Origin of the sequence: Ekhidna sp., from assembly GCF_040223195.1 — a bacterium.
Taxonomy (GTDB): Bacteria; Bacteroidota; Bacteroidia; order Cytophagales; family Cyclobacteriaceae; genus Ekhidna.
On record NZ_JAVKDX010000015.1, the window covers coordinates 641376 to 665248 of the forward strand.

The 23873-nt window shown below is 43.4% G+C and carries 22 protein-coding genes and 2 tRNA genes; 12 read left to right on the forward strand and 12 right to left on the reverse strand.

What is annotated here, in order from left to right; genetic code table 11:
- Positions 1 to 2 precede the first annotated feature (2 nt).
- From RLN88_RS10390 to RLN88_RS10425, 8 genes are all read right to left on the reverse strand, one after another.
- Positions 3 to 740, reverse strand: coding sequence for a shikimate dehydrogenase family protein (locus tag RLN88_RS10390; RefSeq protein ID WP_350221331.1), 738 nt, complete (start codon positions 738 to 740; stop codon positions 3 to 5).
- A gap of 50 nt (positions 741 to 790) precedes the next feature.
- Entirely contained in the window at positions 791 to 1669 is an 879-nt protein-coding gene (locus RLN88_RS10395; RefSeq protein ID WP_350221332.1) for a DUF368 domain-containing protein, read from the reverse strand.
- A gap of 6 nt (positions 1670 to 1675) precedes the next feature.
- The gene (locus RLN88_RS10400; RefSeq protein ID WP_350221333.1) at positions 1676 to 2431 is read right to left on the reverse strand and encodes a phosphosulfolactate synthase; all 756 of its coding nucleotides are present in this window, start codon (positions 2429 to 2431) and stop codon (positions 1676 to 1678) included.
- A 67-nt stretch (positions 2432 to 2498) separates the two neighbouring features.
- The gene (locus RLN88_RS10405; protein WP_350221334.1) at positions 2499 to 3902 is read right to left on the reverse strand and encodes a tetratricopeptide repeat protein; all 1404 of its coding nucleotides are present in this window, start codon (positions 3900 to 3902) and stop codon (positions 2499 to 2501) included.
- A gap of 98 nt (positions 3903 to 4000) precedes the next feature.
- Positions 4001 to 4717 carry a tyrosine-protein phosphatase gene (locus RLN88_RS10410; protein ID WP_350221335.1) on the reverse strand — a complete coding sequence of 239 codons (717 nt, stop codon included), beginning with the start codon at positions 4715 to 4717 and terminating at the stop codon, positions 4001 to 4003.
- Positions 4717 to 7083: a GumC family protein gene (locus RLN88_RS10415; RefSeq protein WP_350221336.1), complete on the reverse strand. Its 2367-nt coding sequence runs from the start codon at positions 7081 to 7083 to the stop codon at positions 4717 to 4719. Before RLN88_RS10415 ends, RLN88_RS10410 begins: the two co-directional genes overlap by 1 nt.
- Entirely contained in the window at positions 7083 to 7835 is a 753-nt protein-coding gene (locus RLN88_RS10420; RefSeq protein WP_350221337.1) for a polysaccharide biosynthesis/export family protein, read from the reverse strand. The genes RLN88_RS10415 and RLN88_RS10420 overlap by 1 nt, the downstream gene beginning before the upstream one ends.
- Before the next feature lie 38 nt (positions 7836 to 7873).
- Complete coding sequence (locus RLN88_RS10425) at positions 7874 to 8983, reverse strand: glycosyltransferase family 4 protein (protein WP_350221338.1); 1110 nt, start codon at positions 8981 to 8983, stop codon at positions 7874 to 7876.
- Positions 8984 to 9048: 65 nt separating this feature from the next.
- Here RLN88_RS10425 and hflX point away from each other — a divergent pair, with 65 nt between their 5' ends.
- The 8 genes from hflX to RLN88_RS10465 all read left to right on the forward strand — a co-directional run bounded on the left by hflX (position 9049) and on the right by RLN88_RS10465 (position 16623).
- Positions 9049 to 10170 carry a GTPase HflX gene (gene hflX, locus RLN88_RS10430; RefSeq protein ID WP_350221339.1) on the forward strand — a complete coding sequence of 374 codons (1122 nt, stop codon included), beginning with the start codon at positions 9049 to 9051 and terminating at the stop codon, positions 10168 to 10170.
- A 28-nt stretch (positions 10171 to 10198) separates the two neighbouring features.
- Positions 10199 to 10270: transfer RNA gene (locus tag RLN88_RS10435), tRNA-Arg, on the forward strand.
- Positions 10271 to 10465: 195 nt separating this feature from the next.
- On the forward strand, positions 10466 to 12853 hold the full coding sequence (locus tag RLN88_RS10440; protein WP_350221340.1) for an ATP-binding protein: 2388 nt from the start codon (positions 10466 to 10468) through the stop codon (positions 12851 to 12853).
- Positions 12850 to 14208 (forward strand): sigma-54-dependent transcriptional regulator, encoded by a 1359-nt coding sequence (locus RLN88_RS10445; protein ID WP_350221341.1) that lies wholly within the window; start codon positions 12850 to 12852, stop codon positions 14206 to 14208. Before RLN88_RS10440 ends, RLN88_RS10445 begins: the two co-directional genes overlap by 4 nt.
- A gap of 125 nt (positions 14209 to 14333) precedes the next feature.
- Positions 14334 to 14837, forward strand: coding sequence for a hypothetical protein (locus RLN88_RS10450; RefSeq protein ID WP_350221342.1), 504 nt, complete (start codon positions 14334 to 14336; stop codon positions 14835 to 14837).
- Between the two features lie 11 nt (positions 14838 to 14848).
- Positions 14849 to 15013 (forward strand): hypothetical protein, encoded by a 165-nt coding sequence (locus tag RLN88_RS10455; protein WP_350221343.1) that lies wholly within the window; start codon positions 14849 to 14851, stop codon positions 15011 to 15013.
- 12 nt (positions 15014 to 15025) lie between these two features.
- Entirely contained in the window at positions 15026 to 15931 is a 906-nt protein-coding gene (locus tag RLN88_RS10460; protein WP_350221344.1) for a Cbp1 family collagen-binding glycoprotein adhesin, read from the forward strand.
- Positions 15932 to 16020: 89 nt separating this feature from the next.
- Complete coding sequence (locus RLN88_RS10465; protein ID WP_350221345.1) at positions 16021 to 16623, forward strand: porin family protein; 603 nt, start codon at positions 16021 to 16023, stop codon at positions 16621 to 16623.
- Positions 16624 to 16682: 59 nt separating this feature from the next.
- Here RLN88_RS10465 and RLN88_RS10470 read toward each other — a convergent pair whose 3' ends face one another.
- Both RLN88_RS10470 and asnS read right to left on the reverse strand, forming a co-directional pair.
- Positions 16683 to 17501, reverse strand: a complete 819-nt coding sequence (locus tag RLN88_RS10470; protein ID WP_350221346.1) for a sterol desaturase family protein — start codon at positions 17499 to 17501, stop codon at positions 16683 to 16685.
- Between the two features lie 57 nt (positions 17502 to 17558).
- Positions 17559 to 19013, reverse strand: a complete 1455-nt coding sequence (asnS, locus tag RLN88_RS10475; protein ID WP_350221347.1) for an asparagine--tRNA ligase — start codon at positions 19011 to 19013, stop codon at positions 17559 to 17561.
- A gap of 153 nt (positions 19014 to 19166) precedes the next feature.
- Here asnS and rpoN point away from each other — a divergent pair, with 153 nt between their 5' ends.
- Complete coding sequence (gene rpoN / locus RLN88_RS10480) at positions 19167 to 20603, forward strand: RNA polymerase factor sigma-54 (protein ID WP_350221348.1); 1437 nt, start codon at positions 19167 to 19169, stop codon at positions 20601 to 20603.
- An 8-nt stretch (positions 20604 to 20611) separates the two neighbouring features.
- Positions 20612 to 21214 carry a hypothetical protein gene (locus RLN88_RS10485; protein ID WP_350221349.1) on the forward strand — a complete coding sequence of 201 codons (603 nt, stop codon included), beginning with the start codon at positions 20612 to 20614 and terminating at the stop codon, positions 21212 to 21214.
- On the opposite strand, the gene RLN88_RS10490 is transcribed toward RLN88_RS10485, so the two are convergent.
- A complete protein-coding gene (locus tag RLN88_RS10490) occupies positions 21211 to 21924 on the reverse strand; it encodes an outer membrane beta-barrel protein (protein ID WP_350221350.1) in 714 nt (237 codons plus the stop codon). The two genes, RLN88_RS10485 and RLN88_RS10490, sit on opposite strands and share 4 nt — an antisense overlap.
- 163 nt (positions 21925 to 22087) lie before the next feature.
- On the opposite strand from RLN88_RS10490, the gene RLN88_RS10495 reads away from it, so the two are divergent.
- Both RLN88_RS10495 and RLN88_RS10500 read left to right on the forward strand, forming a co-directional pair.
- A tRNA-Arg gene (locus tag RLN88_RS10495) sits at positions 22088 to 22161 on the forward strand.
- A gap of 257 nt (positions 22162 to 22418) precedes the next feature.
- Positions 22419 to 23663, forward strand: coding sequence for a site-specific integrase (locus RLN88_RS10500; protein WP_349563604.1), 1245 nt, complete (start codon positions 22419 to 22421; stop codon positions 23661 to 23663).
- On the opposite strand, the gene RLN88_RS10505 is transcribed toward RLN88_RS10500, so the two are convergent.
- Positions 23653 to 23847, reverse strand: coding sequence for a hypothetical protein (locus tag RLN88_RS10505; RefSeq protein WP_349563605.1), 195 nt, complete (start codon positions 23845 to 23847; stop codon positions 23653 to 23655). The genes RLN88_RS10500 and RLN88_RS10505 overlap by 11 nt on opposite strands.
- Positions 23848 to 23873: the final 26 nt, after the last annotated feature.

Below are 23873 nucleotides of genomic sequence, written 5' to 3' on the forward strand. Positions count from 1 at the left end.
AATTAGCTGGTCCAGATACCCCACGATTTTTCTGCCTGAAGCTCCAACATCTCAAGTCCGTTTTTAGTTTTAGCTCCCTGTTTTTTGCCGAGCTGAATAAAAAGAGTCTCCGATGGGTTATAAATCAAATCGTACATTAAAGTTCCCTTTTTGATTTTGTGATATGGGAGATCAGGCTTGGATTCGATCTCCGGATACATGCCCAGCGGTGTAGCATTGACAATCATGCCGTACCGCTCTATGATCTCTGGGTTGGACTTGATTTGCTCATAGGTGTAATCCCCAGCACGCGAGCTTCTACTCACCTGGTTGAAAGGAATATTCAAATCACTCAAGCCCGCCTGTACTGCCTTGGATGCCCCTCCAGACCCAAGGATCAAAGCCTCCCCTTTGAATTTTCCCATCCATGCTTCAAGCGATTCCATAAAGGCCATATAGTCCGTATTGAAGCCTACTAGTTTACCCTTTTCTTTGTGGATCACATTAGCAGCCCCTACTTTGATGCAGCTCGTGTCCTGCCTGTCCAGGTACTTGAGTACCTTTTCCTTGTGTGGCACGGTCACATTCAGTCCTTCAAGCTCTCGGTGTTTAAGCCATAATGCGGGAAACTCGTTTAGAAATTCCATCTCAAACAACTCGTATGAGTGATCTTTCAATTTGAGATCCTTGAATTTCTTCTCAAAAAAATCCTTTGAATAACTGTGCCCTAAAGGGTATCCGATCAATCCAAATCTTTTCATGAATGAGATAAAGTTACCTTGAAAATATGAAGCCTGAAGGAATAAAAAGATTATTCCGCCCTTTGACCGAAACGCTCCATCAGAATTACAATTGCCCCACCTGCAATGCAAAAAACGATGGCAATAAGAAGTTGATTAGGCTCCCCTGTGATCTCGGTGAACTGTGTGGGAGTGAGGTTGGTGTACGAAACGTCTGAAGCTTCTTTCCAGGGCCAGATTTTGTTGAGCGAGCCCAGCATGAATCCGGCTAAAGCAGCCATTGTTTTTGATTTGTGATGCTGAAGCAGCCAATGGATTAATTTGGAAAAAGAAAGCAAACCCACGACACACCCCAGCCCAAACGTGATGATGATTTTCAGGTCAAACGCCCGGACAGCCGAGAGCACATACTCATATTTGGCTAAAAGAATGAGTATGAACGATCCGGAAATCCCTGGCAAAATCATGGCACAAATAGCGATGGCTCCCGCCACAAAAACAAACCAAAGCTGATCAGGCGTAGATGAGGAGCCAAGGCTGGTGATCAAAAAAGCCGAAACTGCTCCCAAGATCAAAAAAATGATAGCCATCAGATCCCTCTTCGCAGGCAACACATAAAAAGCAGAAACAAGGATGAGGCCAAAAAAGAATGACCAAAGCGCAATGGGCTCATTCTCCAACAGGTAGGTGATCAGCCTGGAAAGGGAGAAAATGCTGATCAGAATCCCTCCAAGCACGTGGAGCAGGAAGGTTCCGTTTACATGATTCCACAATTCCTCTATTCTGAGTTTGCTGGCTAGCTTCAGTGCCTCTCCATCCAGCGATCTGATAGAGTTGATCAGCTCCTCATATATACCCGTGATGAGTGCGATCGTGCCACCGGAAACCCCTGGTATCAGATCGGCACAGCCCATAGCTGCACCTTTAAGGAAAAGCCTGAAGTTGATCATTGCGATCTAAAGGAAATGACTGAATGTATCCCCTCTGAGTCCCAACCGGATGGTTTCCAAAGGAATTACCTCATTTGGGGCAATGTTTCCCAGGTTCACATTTGGGCCGCTGAGTTTGATGAACCAAACCTGTTGAGCTTTTTGCGGTGCTTCCCACAAAATTTTCTCTGATGGGATTTGTGTTAAAATCTCTTCCACAAGACCCTGGCGAACCTCTCCCGAATCCCTGAATAAACCAACATTTCCACTCTCCCTTGCCTCTCCAATGACCTTCCATGCCCCAGCTTCCAGCTCAGTTCGCATTTGTTCAATCCACTTGTATGGCGGAATAATTTTGGCCGCATCTTTCGATCCTACCTCGCTCAAAACTGTCACTTGCTTTGATAAGATGCGGATGTATTCGCACTTGGTGTCATGGTTCATTTCCAATGACCCGTCTGAGACTTCTGCATACTCCATACCGAACTCATCCAGGACTTTCTGATAGTCAGCAAACTGATCCCTGACAATAAAAGCCTCGAACAAGGTACCTCCAAAGTAGCAGGGAATGCCCGCAGCTTTATAGAGTGCTATTTTTTCTTTGAGTTTTGGATAAACAAAGGAAGTGGCCCATCCAAATTTCACAATGTCTATGTAATCACCGCTCGACTCAATCAAATCCTCAACCTCTCTGAGGCTAAGGCCTTTGTCCATGACCATGGTGTAGCCTTCGTTTCGGGGTTTCTGAGTTCGCTCTGGTAGGTTATTAAGATGATAATTCATTAATCTCTCTGCTGCTTATTTCAAAACAAGCCCCAAAAATCACAAATTATCTTTAGATGGTCAAAGTTTATTTGTTATCCTGCCTAAACTGATCAATGATTCGGTAGAGGGCCTTTTGGGTTGGCAGGTTGGGGAAAAAATCAAAAAGCACCTCATGGCCTTCAAAATCCAACATCAGGGCTGTTTCCAACCTATTGATTGCATTTTTATAGCTTCCAGAACCGATGAGGTAAACCACTCCGCGATAGTACATCTCTGCATTATCCGGGCATTCATCCAGTCCGTTTTCCAGTACTGAGATCGCCTGCTCATAATCGCCCTGCTCATAATAGACCATAGACCAGTCCAGCCAAATTCTGGGGTCATCAGGGGTCATCTCACTGGCCTCACGGTAGGCATCTATTGATGAAACCAGATTGCCGGTTTTATACTCAGCATCCGCTACAGCTTTCCAGTAGTGTACGTTCTCAGAGTCGAGCTTCAATGCTTTATTCAGGAAATGAATTGCCTCGTACCACTTATCCTGAAGGGCCAGGCAAACGCCAACACCGTACCACGCTTCATGGTACATCTGATCCAGCTTGGTGGCTTTCTGGTAGTATTTGATGGCCAGATCAAACTGGCTCAACTTCTCGTATGCTGCTCCTATATGGCAGTAGGTTTCCGGTGAAGCTCCCTCCTGATCGTAGGTTTTGAGGTAGGCTGCCAGTGCTTTATCATATTGCCCCACATTCATGAGGGCATTGCCCATGTTGAACCATGCGCTGCTAAACTCCTCTTCTATGGCAGTGGCATATTCATACGCATCAACGGCCTCTTCAAATCTGCCAAGTTTATTATAAACAATGCCGAGATTGTACCAGGCATACTCGGAGTATGGATCCTGATCTATAAATTTTTGATAGTAGGAAAGGCTGCTCTCGAGCTCTCCTGAAACATCGAGGCAATAGGCAAGTTCATACAGTGCGTTTTCATTGAGCATATTTATTTCAATGGCAAGCTTGTATTGCTCGGCTGCTTCCTTGTATTTTCCCAGGCCCTGGTAGGCCATGCCAATGTTGAAATACACCTCATCTTTATCTTCCACATTGATAAGCGCATTTTCATACGCCTCAATAGCCTCCTCGAATTCAGACTGCAGGCAATGAATGGCTCCTTTTTGCAACAAGAGTTCGGGATCGTTTGGCTGGATGTTCAGCGTTTCTTCCAACAGGTCAATTGCTTCATCCGTTTTTTCCATTTTCACCAGCACGTCCGATTTCTCAATGGTAATGTCGATGGAATAAGGAAATTGCTCAAGAGCGATATTTGCCGCTTTGAGCGCCTGGTTTAATTTTTCATGCACACCATAGTAGCAAATGATCTGAATCATGGCTTCCTCATCAAAGAAATGATTTTCCCTGTTTTTAAGGAATGCTTCAAACTTTCTGATCAACTCTCTCTCTTCCTTACGTTTATGTTCTTCAGCCATGGTAATGGATTAATTTGAGTGGCAATGATTAAAGGAATTTACTCGATTTAGCAGTGAAATTAGGTAAGAAATGGAGCAAAAAGTTTTCCACAGCTCATTCAAAGTTCAGAATTCCTGATTCGTCCTTCAGCAATAGCCTGTTGCACTTCCCTGGATTTCAAGCCCTTTTCCAGAAACGCCAGATGCCTCATTCTATGCATGTCTGAGCCTAGAAAATCTACCATATTCTTTTTCAATAAAGTCCTCCCCAGTTTTTCCGGTTCCGATCCATAGTACCCTCCAATAGACCCAATAGTCACCTGCAACAAAACGCCCGTATCTTTTAGTTCCTCCAGCCAGGTTATTCTGCCTTCCAAAAATTCATACCTCTCCGGGTGGGCCAAAACAGGTTTGTATCCCTGAGAGATCAGATCAAACATGACAGATTCAAAAAAAAATGGCTTGTTTACGAAGGACGATTCGACCAAAACATACTTATCCCCGAATGAAAGAATCCTGTCCCCCCGTTCCAGCTTTTCGCTAAACACTTCATCCACAAAATATTCGGCAGCAACCTCCACTTCCATCTCAATGCTTCTCTTTCTGATTTCATCCTGTATCAAATGATATCCTGCCATGATCACTTCAGGTGTATTTGGATATCGGGGGTGAATGTGAGGGGTGGTGATGATCTTCTTATAGCCCAATTTTTTCAAACTCAGGATCATCTCTATGCTATCTGCCACAGACTGGGAGCCATCATCAATATTTGGAATGATATGGGAATGCAAATCCACTTCAAGCGGACTGATATTTCTCTTCCCAAATAATCTCATTAGAATAAACTTTTGATGGTAGCTGCCGCTCTGCGGGCCTTGGATTTTTTCTCTTTGTAGTATCCATAGCCGTATCCATACCCATAGCCATAACCCGGAGTGGAGTCTATTGCATTCAAAATGGTGGTCATATTGGAGTACTGTCCGGAGGCTCGCATGTCATTGATCACTTTTGCAAAGCTTCGCTTGGAGTAATCCGCTCGCACTACGTAAATCTGAATGTCACAATATTTCATCACTAATCTTCCATCAGTCACCAGCCCCACTGGTGGCGTATCCAAGATGACGACATCATAGAGCTTTCTCAAATCAGCAAGCATCTTGGTAAATTCTGACTGCAACAAGAGCTCCGAAGGATTGGGCGGGGTAGGTCCTGCCGAGATAAATGATAAGTTTTCAATAGGGGTTTGCTGCACACTTTCTTTGAGCTTGCTTTTCCCGGAAAGGATAGTGCTCACGCCATCTTTTGCACTCACTCCACCAAAGGCCAGGTGAACTTTTGGTTTTCGCAGATCAATATCAACGACACAGACTTTCTGACCTGTCATAGCCATGATGGCACCCAAATTGGCTGCAACAAAGGTTTTGCCTTCACCAGGCACAGTTGAGGTAATGCTGATGATTTTAGATTCAGGCTCATTGTGTATGAAATCCATGTTGGTGCGGATGGTTCGCAGTGCCTCACTCAAAGAGCTCTTCGAATCTTTCTTCACCACAAGGGATGTCCTGTTCAGGTGCTCCTCGGTATAATGCGGGATAGCTCCAAGCACGGGCACGTTTACAAGACGCTCCAACTCTCTCACGCCAGCAACTTTATTGTGGATCAAATACCTGATCAATAGATATACGATGCTAATTATGAATCCTACCATGAATCCGGCACCAATGATCAGGGCTTTTTGCGGCTTGATGGGTGTGGCTGGCAAGGATGCGGGTGCCAGGATCACGTTTTTGGTGACGGTACCCGCACGGGTGATTTCGAGCTCCATTTTAGATTCCTGCAGTGAAAGCATGAATTCTTCCTGCAACTCATAAAACCTTCTATTCTTACTATACTCCGTTCCCATAGAAGGGAGCTGTGATAAGTTGTTTTCCAAAATGCCCCTACGGCGGTCTATCTGGTTGAGGCGGTCTTCAAGTGTGCCTCCATAAGACGCTAGAAGCTCAGTCACCATCTCCTTGGATTTTTCCAGCTGGAGGTCAATCTGCTCGATAACATAGGACGTCTCATTGTAGGAAGCAAGTTTTAGCTCCCGCTGCTGCTGTAGCTCAGAATATTCGGAAATTGACTCTGAAAGCGATGCAGGAAGCTGCTCCATCAAAAACGGATTGATCGCAACTGCGCCTTTTTCATTCACCTGCCGCTGTACAATCTCCAGGTCACTAATATTTCTTCTTAGGTTAAATCTCTGCGAATCCAGCGCACCAAGATGCTCGATGGTTCGGTTGAGATCCTCTCCCAAGTTGGTCGTCCGGTTTTCTATCGTAAACTCCTCAAAGTAGTTTTCATACTCCGAAAGTTTATCCTCCGTGCTCTCAATCTGCTTGTTCAAAAAGTCTATTTTCTGCTCTATCGCAAGGTTTTTCACTTCCCGGGTGTAATCCAGGTACAGCGAGTCAATTAACTCCACCAGATTTCTGGCTTTGTATTTATTATAATCCGAATAGGATACTTTGATGGTCTTTGCATTAAAGTTCTCAGGGATGACATTCAGATTACTCTGAAGGGTATTGAGTAGCGCCTCCTTGCTATTAATGATAAAGAAGTATTTGTTTTCGTCTTTAGAATCAAACAACTCAGTTCGCTGAATTAGTAAATTGAAATCCTCCGTCCTAATTTCTTCGCCAAACAGGTGCTTCTTCTCTACCTCTTCTCCGTTTTTATAGTACGAAAGACTGAATAAATCCTCTGCGCCAAACTGAATATCAAAGGGTGTATCGTAAAAGGCAGGGTTGTGAACTTTGAAGGAAACAATAAAAGGCGAATTTCTGTAACGCTCATCGGTAAGATACCTGCCATATACGTGGTAGGAAACATCCATTTTGGCAGCTTCAGCCACCCGGGATAGAAATAGCTTTGATTTTATCAACTCAATCTCGCCCGAAAGTTCATTGCGCTCCTGAGTATTTAACTCCACCAGCCCCAGTACATTGGCCTCACTCTCAAAATCCAGCTTAATGATCGACTCTGAATTGAAAACCGGCTTGGTGTACCGGACGTACAAGTAGGACAGAGAAGTAGTCAGCAAAACAAAACCAATCATCCAGAATTTGCTGCGCTTGAGCACATACCAAAACCTTTCTAAGTCAAAAGACTCAAAAATATCCCGCTCACTTTCTATCGGTTGCTGCAGATTATTCTCCATCACAAATTTTGAACGACAACTATTAAAGTAAGCACACTTGAAATTAAACTGAGTGTCGGCGAAACATCACGAAGCGTTTCCAGCCAGGGTCTCCTCCAGGGTTCTATATACACTACATCGCCGGGTTTTACCAGCATATTCGTCTCCTTCATGCCGCTTATTGTGCTTAGGTTAATTAGGTAAACTTCTTCTCCCCGGATCAATTTGATATTCTGAGATTTGGCACCAAGGTCTAGTCCTTCAGCAGATGCCAAAACCTCAATCAGACTGGTGTTTTCATTGGGAAGAGGAATGACTCTGCCTCCCGGAGCTCCAAGCACAAATACCCTTCGGTTGGTGATTCTGAGCTTCACAAAAGAGCCTTTGTACACATCGTCAAACCTGGCGGCAATTTCGTTTTCCGCCTCAAATAAGGTCTTTCCGGCCAGCTGGGTATTTCCTATCATGGGGAAATTAACTGAACCATCTGCCTGGATGATGTATTGAAATCTGTCTTTGAATTGCTGCTGTTGCTGACCCGGTGTGGTCACCAACTCCAGGTTGGGATCTATCAGCCGCTCCCCCCGATTGGTGAAAACATCCAAAAGTAAAGCGTCATTAGGCTGAAGCAGGTAGTTACCCTCCAGCTCGGCGGTCACCACAGACAGGTCTTCCTCAGTAAAATTATCATCCAGCTTGAACATGATGTCCTGCTTGTAGGCCTTACAGCTACTTAAAACGGCGATTAAAACAATTAATACTAAACGGTTCACAGATAAGTGTTTATGTCCTCAAAAATAGCTGAAATATTCTACGCAGGCTTGACGATTCCATGGATGATTTTCTCATATTCATCGATTACGATCTGTTCATCAAATGTTTCTTCCACCAACTTACGAGAATTAGCAGCCAATTGCTCTCGCTCTTCGGGTTTTAATGAGAGATACAGCTTGATTTTGTCAATCAGGCTTTTTGAGTTTTTCACTTCAAAAAGAAATCCATTGAACCCATCACAAACCACCTCCCTGCAGCCTGGCACATCTGACGCCAGCAATGGCCGGCCCATCGCCGCTCCTTCCAGTAATGTGCGCGGGGTACCTTCACGATACGACGGAAGCACCAACACATCATGATCAGAAATAAGATTCTGAATTTCATCAGAGTGAGGTTGGTAATCTAGTATTTCATTATTGATCCATTGATCCAATTTTGATTTCTCAATCGACCTGGCATGGTCCTCGTCAAACTTTCCAACCAGGCTGAAGCTCACCCGATCATCATCTTTAAAGTAAGCAGCAGCTTCTGCATAGTCTTCCACTCCCTTTTCTATGATCACACGAGAAACCATCAGAAACCTTACTTTATCCGAGGTTAGTAGAGGTTGGGATTTAAATTCTTCGAGGTTGATTCCTGACCCTGGCAGCAGCCCGATTCGTTCCCGGGCAAGGTTCACATTCGAAAGGAAAAGCTCTTGATCATCTTCATTCTGAAAAAAGACATGGCTGGCAGATCGAAACGCTACCCGATAGAGAAACATGGCAATTTGTCCCACGACACCCTCCACCAGAAATACGGTACCCAGGCCGCTCACATTGCAGATCACCGGCACGTTAGAGAAGTTGCCTGCCAGACAGGAGTAAATGTTTGATTTGATGGTATAGGCCAGCGCAACATCGGGCTTATATTTCTGGAGTGCGGACCTCAAAACTCTGAAATATTTGAGATCCTTAATCGGATTCACGCCAGTGCTATCCAGAGGTGTATTGATCCAGGTAGCTCCCCACTTTACGATAGCGTCCGAATACTCATCATGAGGTGCCAAAACGATCACCTCATCTCCTCGATTGAGGAAGTGAAAAACAAGGCCCTTTCTAAAATTGAAAATATTCCAGCACGAGTTGGCAACAAAAGCAATCTTCACAGTGTAAACTCTTTACGTAGCAAACTTTTGTAAGCTATGGTTTATTAGCAAAATTTGCGAATAATATGATCGAAACTGCAAAAAAGAACGAACGGGGGATCCTTGTGGCTGTTGGCTCAAAATCTGAGTCTGAAGAGCGCATGACCGAAATGATGGATGAGCTGGAATTTCTCTCGCAAACGCTGCAAATCGACATTGTGGGGAAATTCACTCAACGGCTGGAGCATCCTGATTCCAAAACCTTTGTGGGCAAGGGGAAGCTGGAAGAAATTCATACGGCCTGTACGATGGATGATATCGATGTTGTGGTTTTCGATGACGACCTTTCTCCTTCTCAGCTTAGAAACCTGGAAAGGGAATTAAAAATCAAAATCTATGATCGCAGCTTGCTTATCCTCGACATTTTCCTGAAGCGGGCAAAAACAGCCCAGGCGAAAACTCAGGTGGAGCTTGCACGATACCAATACCTGCTCCCAAGACTAACCAGAATGTGGACTCACCTGGAGCGTCAGCGGGGCGGAACTGGTACGCGGGGTGGTGCCGGGGAGAAGGAGATCGAAACGGATAGAAGGATCATCCGTGACCAGATCAACGTGCTGAAAAAGAAACTGGAGAAGATCGAAAAGCAATCACTTACCCAGCGAAAATCCAGAACCGGGATTGTAAGGGTGGCACTGGTGGGGTATACCAATGCCGGTAAATCCACTTTGATGAATATTTTAAGCAAAGAGAAGGTGTATGCCAAAGATGAACTTTTTGCAACCGTAGATTCTACTGTGAGAAAAGTGGTTTTGAATAACCTTCCATTTTTGCTTTCTGACACTGTAGGATTTATCAGAAAACTTCCACACTCACTGATTGAATCATTCAAATCAACTCTTGCCGAGGTGAGGGAAGCGGACATCCTCCTACACGTGATTGACGCCTCCAACCCATCACATGAAGATCACATCCAGGTAGTGGATGAGACACTAGCAGAGATTGAGGCTGGTAATATCACTACAATCAGGGTATACAATAAGATTGATAAAATAGAGGAGCCTATTGCCAATGGAAAGGGCATGTCCATTCAGATTAGTGCAAAAACAGGAAAAGGAGTACAGGAACTGCGAGACCTGCTAGCCGAAGAAGTAAAGAAAGTGCACATGAAGATTTACCCAAACTATATGCACCCGGAGGTTTATTAAGGTTTTATAAATTTGCGATCCTTTTTATGGCCTCTTAGTTCAACGGATAGAATAGGCGTTTCCTAAACGCTTGATCCAGGTTCGATTCCTGGAGAGGCTACTTTTGAAGGATTTTGCTACCATTTCCTTTTCTCATTGTTGTACACATTTTCTTAAAATGAGAAATTAATCAGCTGCATCCCGCCTTCTTTTTCGTAAATTCATCCTTTTGGTGGCGGATCCGACTTATGGCATGGCCTTGGCTTCTTATAATTCGTTACCACAAACCTTTCGACATTTGTCCAAAAAAACATCTTTGAAGCGAAACCGATTTCCCTACATTCTGGGTACATCTCTCTTGATTCTGACCATTGGGGCCTCCCTCCTTGGTTTTTTCGCATATAAGAACCTCAACCAAATCATTGGTGCACTGGAGGACGAAGTGAAACCGAACGTAAACCTCCTGCTCCTCAATAATATCTCTTCCGAGCTCCAGGAAATGGAAAATGCGATGGAGCGGTATGTATACACCGAGGAGACACGCCACATGGAGACCTTCCGAAATAAGGTAGCTGCCTCCATTAGGACACTTGATACACTTAAAGAACAAAATGACGAACAGGGGATTCTGAAGGCCATTGATTCCCTGCAGAACCTTATACTAAACAAGAGCACAGTACTTACACAGGTGGCAGATCTTGATTACGGCTCCATGGAAGAAACTTTTGCCAACATCAAGCTCCAGTTAAATGATATTCAGACCAGGCAAATACTGGAAGACACGCTGATGAGAAAAAAGCGGGGCTTTCTTCAAAACCTCTTTGGAAAAAAGGAGGAGGTGATTACATCCGATACCATAGACATCTATGGCTCTACTGAATATCGAGACATCATCAACTATCAACTGGATTCGATCGCAAACGAATCCCAAAGACAGGCCTACTCTCAGAAACTAAAGGAGTTTACTCTTCAACAGGACCATCAGGACATCCAGACAAAAATCAATTCCATTTTAAAGAGAATTGAAGAATGGGAGCTTAGCCGAATTCGTGCCAACGCTGCGGATGCTAGAGACATTGCTCGATTTACCAATAGGTATGTGACCATGTTTAGCATTGTGGGCCCAGTGCTTTTGCTGATCACTTTCTCGGTGCTTATCATTTACATTCTGCGCACCAAAAAGCATCAGGAAGCACTGGATTCATCCCGCAAAAATGCCCTGAAACTGGCAAGGGAAAAGGAGCAGTTTCTGGCCAACATGAGCCATGAGATCCGAACTCCCATGAATGCGATCGGTGGTTTTGCTAAAATCCTTCTGAAAGGTGATCTGAATGAAGAGCAATTAGAATATCTGAAAATTATCGACAAGTCCACAGAGCACCTGACACACATCCTAAATGATGTACTAGACTTTTCCAAATTGCAAAGTAGCAAGATCAAACTGGAGCGCAAGGCATTCAATCCCGAGGAATTGATATCCGACACCATCAAACTGTTGGAGGATAAAGCAGAAGAAAAGGGGTTAAGCCTGGAATATGAAACATACGATTTACCGGAGATTGTAATTGGTGACCCGTATAGGTTAAGACAGATACTGCTCAACCTTATTTATAATGGCATCAAATTCACTGAAAAAGGAGGAGTAAAGGTGTATGCGAAGCAGGAAAATTCTTCTAAGAAAGGTGTACTACTCACATTTGCCATCAAGGATACGGGAATCGGGATACCGGCAGGAAGGCAAAAGCATATCTTCAATGAATTTGAGCAGGTCAACCGTCAGGATAAGCTTAAAGGGACAGGACTAGGACTTTCAATTACTAAGAAACTAGTGACTATTCATCGTGGGAAAATCAAAGTGGACAGTGTGGAAGGTCATGGCTCCACCTTCTCCGTTACACTACCCTACGAGTACTCTGAAGATAGAAATGAACAGCCCGTCCACCTTGGGCAGACTCCAACGCTTCAGAAAATGCACATACTCATTGCAGATGATGAAGAATTCAACAGAAAATTATTGATGGCTATCTTCAAGGAGCATGATGTCACTTATGACATTGCTGTAGATGGAGCGGAAGCCTATGAGAAAATGGAAAACATCAGCTATAATGTGGTGCTCATGGATTTTAGAATGCCCGAACTAAACGGACCGGAGGTCGCCGAAAAAATCCGAAAAGAAGATGGCCCGAATAAAAGCACCCCGATCATTGGCCTGACTGCCACGGTTTCTGATCAGGACATGAAGCTCGCTCAAAACTCAGGAATCAATAATGTGCTAAGAAAACCTTTCGACACCAACGAGCTGCTCAACCTGATGATTGGCCGCACAACTCACACAAAATCAAACACAACCATGGAAAGCTATGAATCAGATTTCAACCTCGAAAGCCTAAATAAAATGGGTGATGAAGCCTTTGTAAAAGATATGGTTGAGACGTTTATCACCAGTACCCAATCCAATCTTGATGAGCTATCGAAACATTACCGGGATGAGAACTGGCCCGATGCTGCAGAAGTGCTCCACAAAATCATTGCTCCTGCAAGGCACTTCAAAGCAAATGAGGTTGTAAGCCTTTTGAAAAAGCACGAAATAAGCGCCCGAGCCGGGCAGCCCATTGAGCAGGATAATTTTGAAAAAATCACATCTTCTGTGCAAAACCTCGTTGTGGCACTTCAGTTACATTTACAAAAAGCGGAAAATACATGAGCCAGCAGTCTTTTAAAATCTTTGTAGTAGAGGATGATGATTGGTACAGAAAGTTACTTGTACATACGCTAAGCCTCAATCCTGACCATTCCGTCAAAGCATTCCCGAATGGAGAATCCATGCTAAAAGAACTTAAGGACAAACCACAGCTTGTTACTTTGGATTTCCGTTTGCCAGACTACAGCGGCTCGGAGCTCTTTGATAAAATCAAATCATTCGATCCATCTATTGAGGTGATCATCATATCTGAACAACAGGATATAGAGACCGCCATTGACCTATTGAAAAAAGGAGCCTACGACTACCTCACCAAAACCGATGACATCCGTGATCGCTTGATCCATGTCCTCAACAAGCTTGGAAAGAATAAAAAACTGGAAGAACGGGTAGAAACCCTTCAGCAAGAGGTTGAAAAAAAATATGAATTTCAGTCCAATATCATTGGACAGAGTGCCGGAATCAAACGTGTGTTCAAGCTCATCGAGAAAGCGATTAACAACAATATCACAGTTATGATTACCGGTGAGACCGGTACCGGAAAAGAAGTGGTGGCCAAGTCCATCCACTATAACGGAAAGCAGAAGACCAAACCGTTTGTACCTGTCAATATGAGCGCCATTCCGAAAGATCTGGTAGAAAGTGAGCTCTTTGGTCATGAGAAAGGATCCTTTACCGGAGCTACCGGAAAGCACATCGGAAAATTTGAGCAAGCCAATGGTGGAACATTATTCCTGGATGAAATCGGCGAGATGGATATCTCCCTACAGGCTAAACTTCTGAGAGCGCTACAAGAGAAGGAAATTACAAGGGTGGGAGGCAGTTCCATCGTAAAAGTCGACTGTCGTGTGATTGTGGCCACCCATAGAAACCTGCAGCAAGAGGTAAAAAATGGAAATTTTCGCGAAGACCTTTATTATAGACTCTTTGGGCTTCCGATAGAGCTCCCTCCTCTTCGTGAACGAGACAAAGACGTGATCATCCTTGCCAAGCATTTCGCCACGGCCTTTGCCAAAGAAAACGATCAGAAAATCAAAGTTTTCTCGAAGGAAGCACTTCAGAAATTTATGAATTATTCATTCCCGGGCAACATCAGAGAACTGAAATCGATCGTAGAGCTGGCGATGGTGATGGCAGATGGTGATGAAATTTTACCTGACGATATCACCTTTGCCCAAAAAGATGTTCTGGCGGACGTACTCACCGAAGAAATGAGTATGAAAGAATACCAGATGCGAATCATCCATTTGTATTTGAAGAAGTATGATGACAACATTAAGCTGGTAGCTGATAAGCTGGACATTGGACAATCTACCATCTACAGGCTACTCAAAGAAGAAAACGAATCCTCCCAATAAGAGACGTTTTCTCATTTTGAGAATAAAACACTTGTCAAACAAATCATAATTCATTGATTTTCAATATTTTAATATAAAGGCATACCAATTGAATATTCATAGTCGGAATAAAACAGAATACGACTATGAAAATATTAAAATCAATAGCAGTCCTATCAATAAGCCTTTTTCTAGCTGCACCGGCGATGAGTCAGCAGCTGAAGACAGGAGATACTTACAAAACAGCTGTGGGTGTAAGAGGACTAGGTACTTCAGGACTTACAATCAAACATTTCACAAGCGGCAATAGCGCGCTGGAAGGTATTGTGGGATTCTATCCTAACGCCTTTTCGGCAACACTATTGGTGGAGCGATATGCTCCTGCATTCTCTGAGCCGGGACTAAACTGGTACTATGGTATCGGTGGTCATATCGCCACGCAATCCGATATGGTGAAGGGTGATGGAATCTATCGGCGTGAAACATCTGAAGTGGGTTTTGGTGTAGACGGCATCTTCGGGATAGAATATAAAATCCGGGAAGTACCCATTGCTATGAGCCTAGATTTCAAACCATTCTTTGAAGTGGCTACCGATGGCGATGCATTCATCGCGCTAGACCCGGGCTTGGGTATTAAAGTAACCTTTTAATCAGAACAGTTATGGAATTAGTAGCAATCACTTACATCATGCTGGGAATCACCGTATGCACCATCGCTCACATTAGCAGCTATGGTAGAAAATACGAAGAACAAGTCCCGGTAGCACTTAGGATAGACAGGCTGAAGAGATGGATAAAATCAATTTTAAATCAAGTAAAAATCTAAACATAAACCATTATGAAAACGCAAACCAAAAACATACTAGCTGTGGTGATAGGCTTAGCCATCACTATCGCACTTGCAGTGGTTTTTATTAACATGCAAGAACAGAAAGAAGAGCTTCAGGTACAGTCAATGCAACTAGAGGATGAGCTTCGGCAAAGAGACTCTGCATACAATGAAATCATCGATATCATGTATGGGGTAGAGAGTAAAATCGAGAAAATCAAGCAGCGTGAAAATCTCCTTTCAGAAGCTAATAGCACAAGTGATTTCACTGCCGCAGATAAAAAGCAAATGGTGAAAGACATGAGCATGATCGATAGTCTGATTATTCAAACCAATGAGACCGTCGCTCGCCTTGTGGCTAAGCTTGACAATGCAAACATCAATTTGAATTCATTCAAAAGCAGAGTGAATCAGTTATCTAAAGAGCTGGAGGATAGAAAGACTTCTATTGCTGCTCTAAGAGATGAACTGAAGGAAAAAGATGTAGCCATTGCTGAGATGATGACAGACATCAAATCCCTTGAATACAGAGTAGATACTCAGGAAGAAACCATCACAACTCAGGAAAATAAAATCCACATGCAGGAAGACCAGATGAGTAAAGCATTCTTTGCTATCGGCTCAGAAAAGTCACTTGTAGAAGATGGACTTGTCTCTAAGGAAGGTGGATTTCTATGGTTTGGAAAAACCAATGAACTAAACTCTGATGCGGAAAAAGATAAATTCAGTGAGATCGATATCAGAACTACCAATAGGCTGATTGTAGATGCTGAAAAAGTAGACTTGATCACTGAGCACCCTTCGGATTCCTACGAGATTGTGAAGGAAGGTGAGCTGATCAAATACATAGACATCAAAAACCCGGATAAATTCTGGGGAATCTCAAAATACCTGGTTGTAGCTGTAAAAAGCTAGGATCAGTTATGGGTTGTGGTGACTCAATGGGCCCGCGCTCTAGCGGGCCCTTCTTTTAAAATCATTTTTCACAGGATAAAACAATAGACATGAAAACGAAAGCAATTTTTTTTAGCATATTATTCATCGCATCCGGTCTATTGATGGCACAGCGAAGTGGTATCAAGGGCGGAGCAAATTTCTCTAACCTTTATGTAGATGATGTGAGTGATGAAAACCTTAAACTCGGATTAAACCTTGGTATCTGGCATCAGACTGAAGGGCCGGTTGCAATACAAACAGAGGTGGCTTACTCTTCCAAGGGAGCTGAGTTGGTTTACAACAATGTTTTTGGAAGTGGTAAATACCGATTCAACCTAAACTATCTGGAGGTGCCAATCATGTTTGTAGGAAAGATCGGAGCATTTCAACTACATGCCGGGCCTTATGCCGGATTTTTGGTAGGATCAAATATTAAAGATGTGGATTCTGATGGAGACATTAACAACATAGAGTCTCTTGATACAGATGACTTCCATCGATTCGACTATGGACTTGTAGGTGGTGCAGCATTAGACTTTGAAACCGGAATGGTAGGTGCCAGATACAACTATGGATTAAGAGAAGTAGGTAAGTCCGGATCCTTTGCTGGAGAAGCTCTCAACAACTCCAAGAATGCCGGATTTCAAATATTCGTAGCATTTGACTTTTGAGGACTGTTTTATTCCTCACCTAAAAAGCCTGTCCGTCATTGATGGATGGGCTTTTGATTTTAATAATCTGTCTTGATGCCTTTATTGAATGGCAAACCTAGTTGGTACTTGATATCCTCATCACGGCTTCCGTCGGTCACATCCAGACCATATTTGATTTTTGAGGTGTCATCATAGGTGAGTGTCCCAAACATTCGATCCCAAATAGACAGCACATTGCCAAAATTGCTATCCGTCCATGGACGCTCAAAATGATGATGGAACTTGTGCATATTCGGAGTGATGATGACATAACTCAACGTTTTATCCAGCCATGATGGAAGCTTGATATTTGCGTGTGTCCAGTAGGTAAAAAATATCGTTATGATTCGATAAAACAGGTAATAAGCCACTGGCATACCAAACAAAACGAAGGTGCCAAGAGCTAGCGCCTCCCTCACGATAAACTCAATCGGATGCTGCCTAACCCCTGTAGTAAGATCCACTTTCGTATCACTGTGATGAACCAGGTGAAGCTTCCACATCCATTTCACTCTGTGAAGGAGGAAGTGGGCAAAATATTGGGATACTAGGTCTAAGGCCACAAAAGAAATAAGCAATCCCAGCCACACCGGCATATCAAACCAGTTAAGAATACCAAAATCCGCCTGAGCTGTCCACTTTGTAGCACCAACCAAAGCGACACCATAGATCACATTGATGATCATCAAAAAAACGAAGAAGAACATATTCACACCATCATGCCTCAGACGCTTGTAGTTATGCTTTACCAGAGGTATTAGGAACTCTAATACCAGAAAAAAAGAAAGGCATATACCCACCCAGATGATCTTCTGGATGGTGGTCAACTCAGCAAAGTAGTTTAGAAAATTCTCCATAAGTCCACTGCAATATCGGTAACGAATATACTACAGCGGACCTAAAATTGTTTGATCTTAAAACTCGCAATTGCCCGGCGTGCGGGGGAATGGGATCACATCACGGATGTTGCCCATACCGGTCACAAACTGGATCATTCGCTCAAAACCAAGCCCGTATCCGCTGTGAGGAACTGTCCCGAATCTCCGGGTGTCCAGATACCAGCTCAGCTCTTCCTTAGGTATGTTCATCTCATCCATTCTAGCCTCAAGATTTGCCTTTCGCTCCTCTCTTTGGGACCCACCTACGATCTCACCTATTCCCGGAAATAGCACGTCCATAGCCGCAACCGTCCTTCCATCATCATTCTGACGCATATAAAACGCTTTGATGTCTTTCGGATAGTTGTAAAGGATCACGGGTTTGCTGAAGTGCTTTTCAACCAAAAACCGCTCATGCTCAGACTGAAGGTCAGCGCCCCACTCTTCGATCAGGTATTGGAATTTTTTCTTCTGATTGGGCTTGGATTGCTTCAGAATCTCAATTGCTTCGGTATACGAAACCCTCTCAAAATCATTATCAACCACAAACTGGAGACGCTCCAAAAGCGTCATTTCGCTTCGCTCGTTCTGTGGCTTTTGTTTCTCATCATCAAGCTGTCTTTGATTGAGGAATGCTAAATCATCTTTGCAGTTATCTAAGGCATGCTTCACCACATACTTCAACATTTCCTCAGCCAGATCCATGTTATCGTCCAGATCGTAAAAAGCCATCTCAGGCTCCACCATCCAGAATTCCGCCAGATGACGGGTCGTATTGCTATTCTCAGCACGGAAGGTCGGGCCGAATGTATAAATCTCTGAAACTGCTAAAGCAGCAAGCTCGCCTTCCAACTGACCAGAAACTGTGAGATTTGTTTCCTTTTCAAAAAAGTCTTGCTTGTAGTCAACCTCACCCTCATCTGTTTTTGGCACATTGTTTAAATCCAGAGTGGTCACTCTGAAAGTCTCTCCCGCTCCTTCTGCATCAGATGCTGTTAAGATCGGAGTGTTGAGATATAAAAATCCTTTTTTGTGAAAGAAAGAATGGAGTGCATAGGCCATCTCATGTCGCACTCGAAGGATAGCGCCGAAAGTGTTAGTTCTTGGTCTCAGGTGGGCAATCTCCCTTAAAAATTCTAGTGAGTGTCTTTTAGGCTGTAACGGATATTCCTCGGGATCTGCCTCACCCAGCACTTCTATGTTTTCTACCAAAAGCTCAACTGATTGGCCAGAACCTTGAGATTCTGCCAGTTTTCCAAATGCTGAAATACTTGAACCTGTGGTAATTTTTCTTAACACCTGCTCATCCACTTTTGACACATCCAACACCAACTGCAGATTATTGATAGTAGAACCGTCATTCAAAGCCACAAAAGCCACATTCTTGCTTTCTCGCTTTGTCCTCACCCATCCTTTTACACATAATTCTCTCCCCGATTTTCCTTCGTTCAGAATTTGCCTGATTTTTGTTCTTCTAATTTTATCTGCCATCGTTAAATATTTGCGCGGCAAAAGTAACGAATGTGATATTTTTGACTCTCATAGTGAGGTCATTAGCTTTCAGGCTTGCCTGATACAAATAGACTTAGCTATAAAAGGCCCTTTGATCTTCGATCAGAGGTGTACTTACTTAGGACTAGAAAAATGCAAAAACTCTCACTTACCCAATCACTTCAACAAAAACTGTCTCCCCAGCAGATCCAGTTTATCAAACTGCTGCAGGTGCCCACCGCAGAGCTGGAAGCCCGTGTGGAAGAAGAGCTGGAAGCAAACCCAGCCCTGGAAGAGGGTAAAGAAGAAAAAGAAACGGACGATCAGGCTGAGGAGTATGAAGATGAATATGAGAGTGCTGCCGAGGGGATTGAAGATTATTTGCAGGACGACTATGCCGGCTACAAAATGCAGGGCGATGGCAGAAATCCTGATGAGGAAGACAGGGAATCACCCATCTCCGTTGGAAAGACCCTTCACGAGCACCTGATCTCCCAGCTCGGCTATTTAAAGCTGGACGATCGTCAGGAAATACTGGGACGCCAGCTAATAGGGAGTATTGATTCCGATGGCTACATCAGACGCGAATTGGAGGCGATCGTCAATGACCTGGCATTTTCGCAGGGTGTAGAAACAGACGAAGAGGAGCTGGAGAATTTGCTATACAAAATTCAAAATTTTGATCCGGCGGGAATAGGTGCCAGAAATCTTCAGGAATGCCTTTCATTGCAGCTAGAGCGAAAGGATGAGGATAATGAGGTAGTGCAAATAGCAAAACGGATTATCGATTCCTGCTTCAACGAGTTTTCGAAAAAACACTATGATAAGATAGCCCGAAAGCTTGGGCTGGATGACGAAGATTTATTAAGAGAAGCCATTTATCTCATCACCAAATTAAACCCGAAACCAGGAGGTACAGGTGATGAGGTGGCGAAGACACAATATGTTATTCCGGATTTTATTCTGGTAAACAATGATGATAAACTTGAGCTTTCACTAAACTCTAGGAATGCCCCTGAGCTTAAAGTGAGTCGGTCATATTCCGATATGCTCCACGCCTACGATAAGAGCGACAAAAAGGATAAAAAGCTGAAGGAGACAGTATCTTTCATTAAACAAAAACTCGACTCTGCCAAGTGGTTTATCGATGCGATACGCCAGCGACAGCAAACGCTCCTCAATACCATGCAAGCCATCATCGACTTTCAATATGAGTATTTCTTGGAAGGAGATGAGACCAAACTCAGACCTATGATTCTGAAAGACATTGCAGACCGAATTCACATGGATATCTCCACAGTTTCCAGAGTGGCCAGCAGTAAATCCGTGCAAACGGAGTTTGGTGTTTTTCCTCTTAAGTATTTTTTCTCAGAAGGTATCTCTACCGAATCAGGTGAAGATGTGAGTAGTCGTGAGGTAAAGAGCAAGCTAAAATCCTTTATTGAGAAGGAAGACAAGTCCAAACCACTATCTGATGAAAAGCTGGAAAAGGCACTAAAAGAATGTGGGTACAACATTGCTCGACGAACTGTAGCAAAATATAGGGAGCAGCTAAACATACCTGTGGCACGACTCAGAAAAGAGCTTTGAGGATAGCAATGAAGATAATCTCGGTGGTGTTCCACCCGCTGCTGGTAGCCACATACCTCAGTACCATGCTGTTTATCAAGACACCTGAGCTTTTCCCACGGGTGATGCCTCAAGCGGTACCTTCCTTTGTTCTGGCGATTTTCATTACCACCTGCGTCATGCCAGCGTTGAGCCTTTTTCTTTTGCGCACATTCGCATACATCTCGAACCTAGAGCTAACCAAACGAAGGGAGCGAATCACTCCATTCATTTTTATTACGTTCTATTATGCAGCTTCCGCATATCTATTCGATGAGAAACTGGAGATGGGGCCTGTTTTTATGACGATAATGATTGGTGTAACAGTGCTCATTGCTTTGCTGCTGATTATCACCATCAAATTTAAAATAAGCATTCACTCAGCAGCCATGTGGAGTGGGGTTGGGTTTGTGAGTGCCATCATGGTGAATTTAGGTGTGAACCTTGGCTGGTATTTCTATGCCTTGATTATGGCGGCCGGACTTACCAGCTCCAGCAGATTATTCCTCGGATACCACCAGCCCAAAGAAGTGTGGTCAGGAGCTATACTTGGGTTCGTTTACAGCTTCCTGACTATCCAAATCTTTCTTTAGAATCCTGTTACGTTGATGCCGACGGTTGTTAGCACCGGATTTGACCCGTCTGCAAACGGATCCTTAAATACGTCCGAGACATACCTCTTGTAGAAGAGATGAACACCCTTGAAACCCGCACGAATTTGATACCCATATCGAAATGGGTTGAGGTTGTATTTTCCTGAGACTTTATCTCTTACTGTTTCTCCCTGATAATCATATTTTTGTTTGGTATGACTATTTAGTCTTAATCCAACAATTCCACCGACACCAATGAATAGCCCCTCACCATCTTCTGTACCCATTGGATGAAATCTGAACTCTACAGGAATATCTAAATATGTGGTTGCTAGTTTGTTTTTGCTATAAGAAAGCGTATCTGATAAAGGAAAAATCAAAACTGGTTCCAAAGTTTGATTTGCTCCTGAACCTGAAAGACGATTGCTAAACAAGGTAGAAGAATCCCCTAAGCTCATTTTTTCCAAACCTAGCCCTGCACCGTAGTTGAATGAGAGTTTTCCAGTAAGCACTTTTCGCTTTGTGTAGTAAAGACCAATAGATTTTGAAGACCATGTTCTTTTCTCCAGAGCACCCGGCATGGATGACCACACATTAAACCCAACATCCACCATTAAGTCCCCTGGTATATCAGGTCTCTTCCATCCACCCTCTTGTGCGCTTGCTGTAATGACCAAAAGTGCTAAAACTGCTCCGAATACGTATTTCATCTGTTATTTTTTAGTTGCCGCAAAGAAGCGGCTTTTTCTTTGAAATGGCTCTTAATGATTGTTAAAATGATTAGAAGCCCAATTTGAAAAATTTCGGCAAAGATAGAATCATGGAGCACTAACGAAAATTTTAAGGCATAATTGTTACTTTTGCGCTCCTGTTGGACTCGTAGCACAACTGGATAATGCACCTGGTTACGGCCCAGGAGATTGGGGGTTCGAATCCCTCCGAGTTCACTTTTAGAACATCAAATTGTTCATAACCCCTCATATTAAATGTATGAGGGGTTTTTTATTGTCCAACCTCCTCAAACTATCTAAGTATTTTCATATAATTGGTGACCAATTCGGTTACCTCAATAATTGGTCACCGAATGTCCTTTTATGCATCAAAATGAGGTATTTTGATGCTTTTTGAGTACATTTATATAAGGACATGAACCCGTGATCCCTGCAAAAACGCTCAAAAAAGTTCAATTTTATTCATTTCAATTATGCAACATACATTCAGTGTTCTATTCTGGCTGCAAACGCAGAAAATCAACAAAAAGAATGGTGAAGCTCCGATCTGGGCAAGGGTGACTGTGGATGGTAAAAGAGCTGAAATATCAACCGGTAAGAAGACTTCCCCGGACAAATGGAACGTCAACTCAGGACGGATAAGAGGGAATACCGAGGAGGCTAGGACAATAAATAGCTACCTAAATAAGATGATTGTTAAACTCGAAAAGATCTTTGATCAGTTAAACGAGGACAATCAGTACATCTCTTCAACAACAATTAAAAATATTTTCCTGGGCAAAACGAACAAGCAACACTACTTGCTTGAGCTATTCCGGCATCACAACAATCAGATCGAAGCTCAGGTGGGTAAGCAGTATTCAGCCGGAACACTGGAGCGATACAAATGTGCATACCGACAAGCTGAAGCATTCATAAAACATCAGTATGGCCTAGAGGATTTTGCGCTGAAGGATCTCAATTATTCGTTTGCAGCTGAGTACGAAATGTATTTGAAAACTGTCAGGAACATAGGGCACAATACAGCCATCAAATACATCAAGCAAATGAAGAAGATCATTTTGATGGCCATCAAAAATGAGTGGTTGGAGAAGGATCCATTTGCAAGGTTTGAAATGACGATGAAAGAAGTGAAAAAAGGATACCTGACGAAGGATGAACTTGGCAGCTTGTATAAAGGTGAGTTTGAATTTCAAAGATTGGAGCAGGTTCGGGACATCTTCCTTTTTTGCTGCTACACTGGTTTGTCATATTCCGATGTAAAGAAGCTCACGCAAGACAATATCTCCAGGGGGCTAGATGGCGAGTACTGGATATTCGTGGATAGAACCAAAACCGGTTCTGCTTCGAATGTGCCGCTGCTTCCTGTCGCTGATGAGATTGTGAAGAAGTATGAGGGCCATCCAGAAGTGGTGAACTCAGGGAAACTACTCCCAGTGATTTCTAATCAGAAAATGAATGCTTACCTGAAGGAAGTGGCGATTGTTTGTGGTATCAAAAAGCATATCACTTTTCACATGGCCAGGCACACGTTTGCTACTACGGTAACTCTATCAAATGGAGTGGCTATCGAATCCGTAGGAAGTATGCTCGGTCATAAGAACTTAAAGACCACACAGATTTACGCTAAAGTGGTCCAGGAAAAAGTGAGTGAGGACATGAAAGCTTTGAAGGATAAACTTGGCGCAAGTGGATTCGGAAAAGCGGTCAATCAATAAACTCTTCAATGAGCTCCTGATCAATTCCTGAATAATGTGAAAACTCATGGATGGTCACCAGCTGGTGATCATCTTTTTTTAGCTCCTCTTTGATTCGTTTGATCATAAGCCTACCGTAGCGCTCACTTTTACCAGTAATGCGCTGAATATCCTTCGGGTAGATTATGATTCGTTTTAGCTTCATTTAGTTTCCTTCATACTCCATCTATG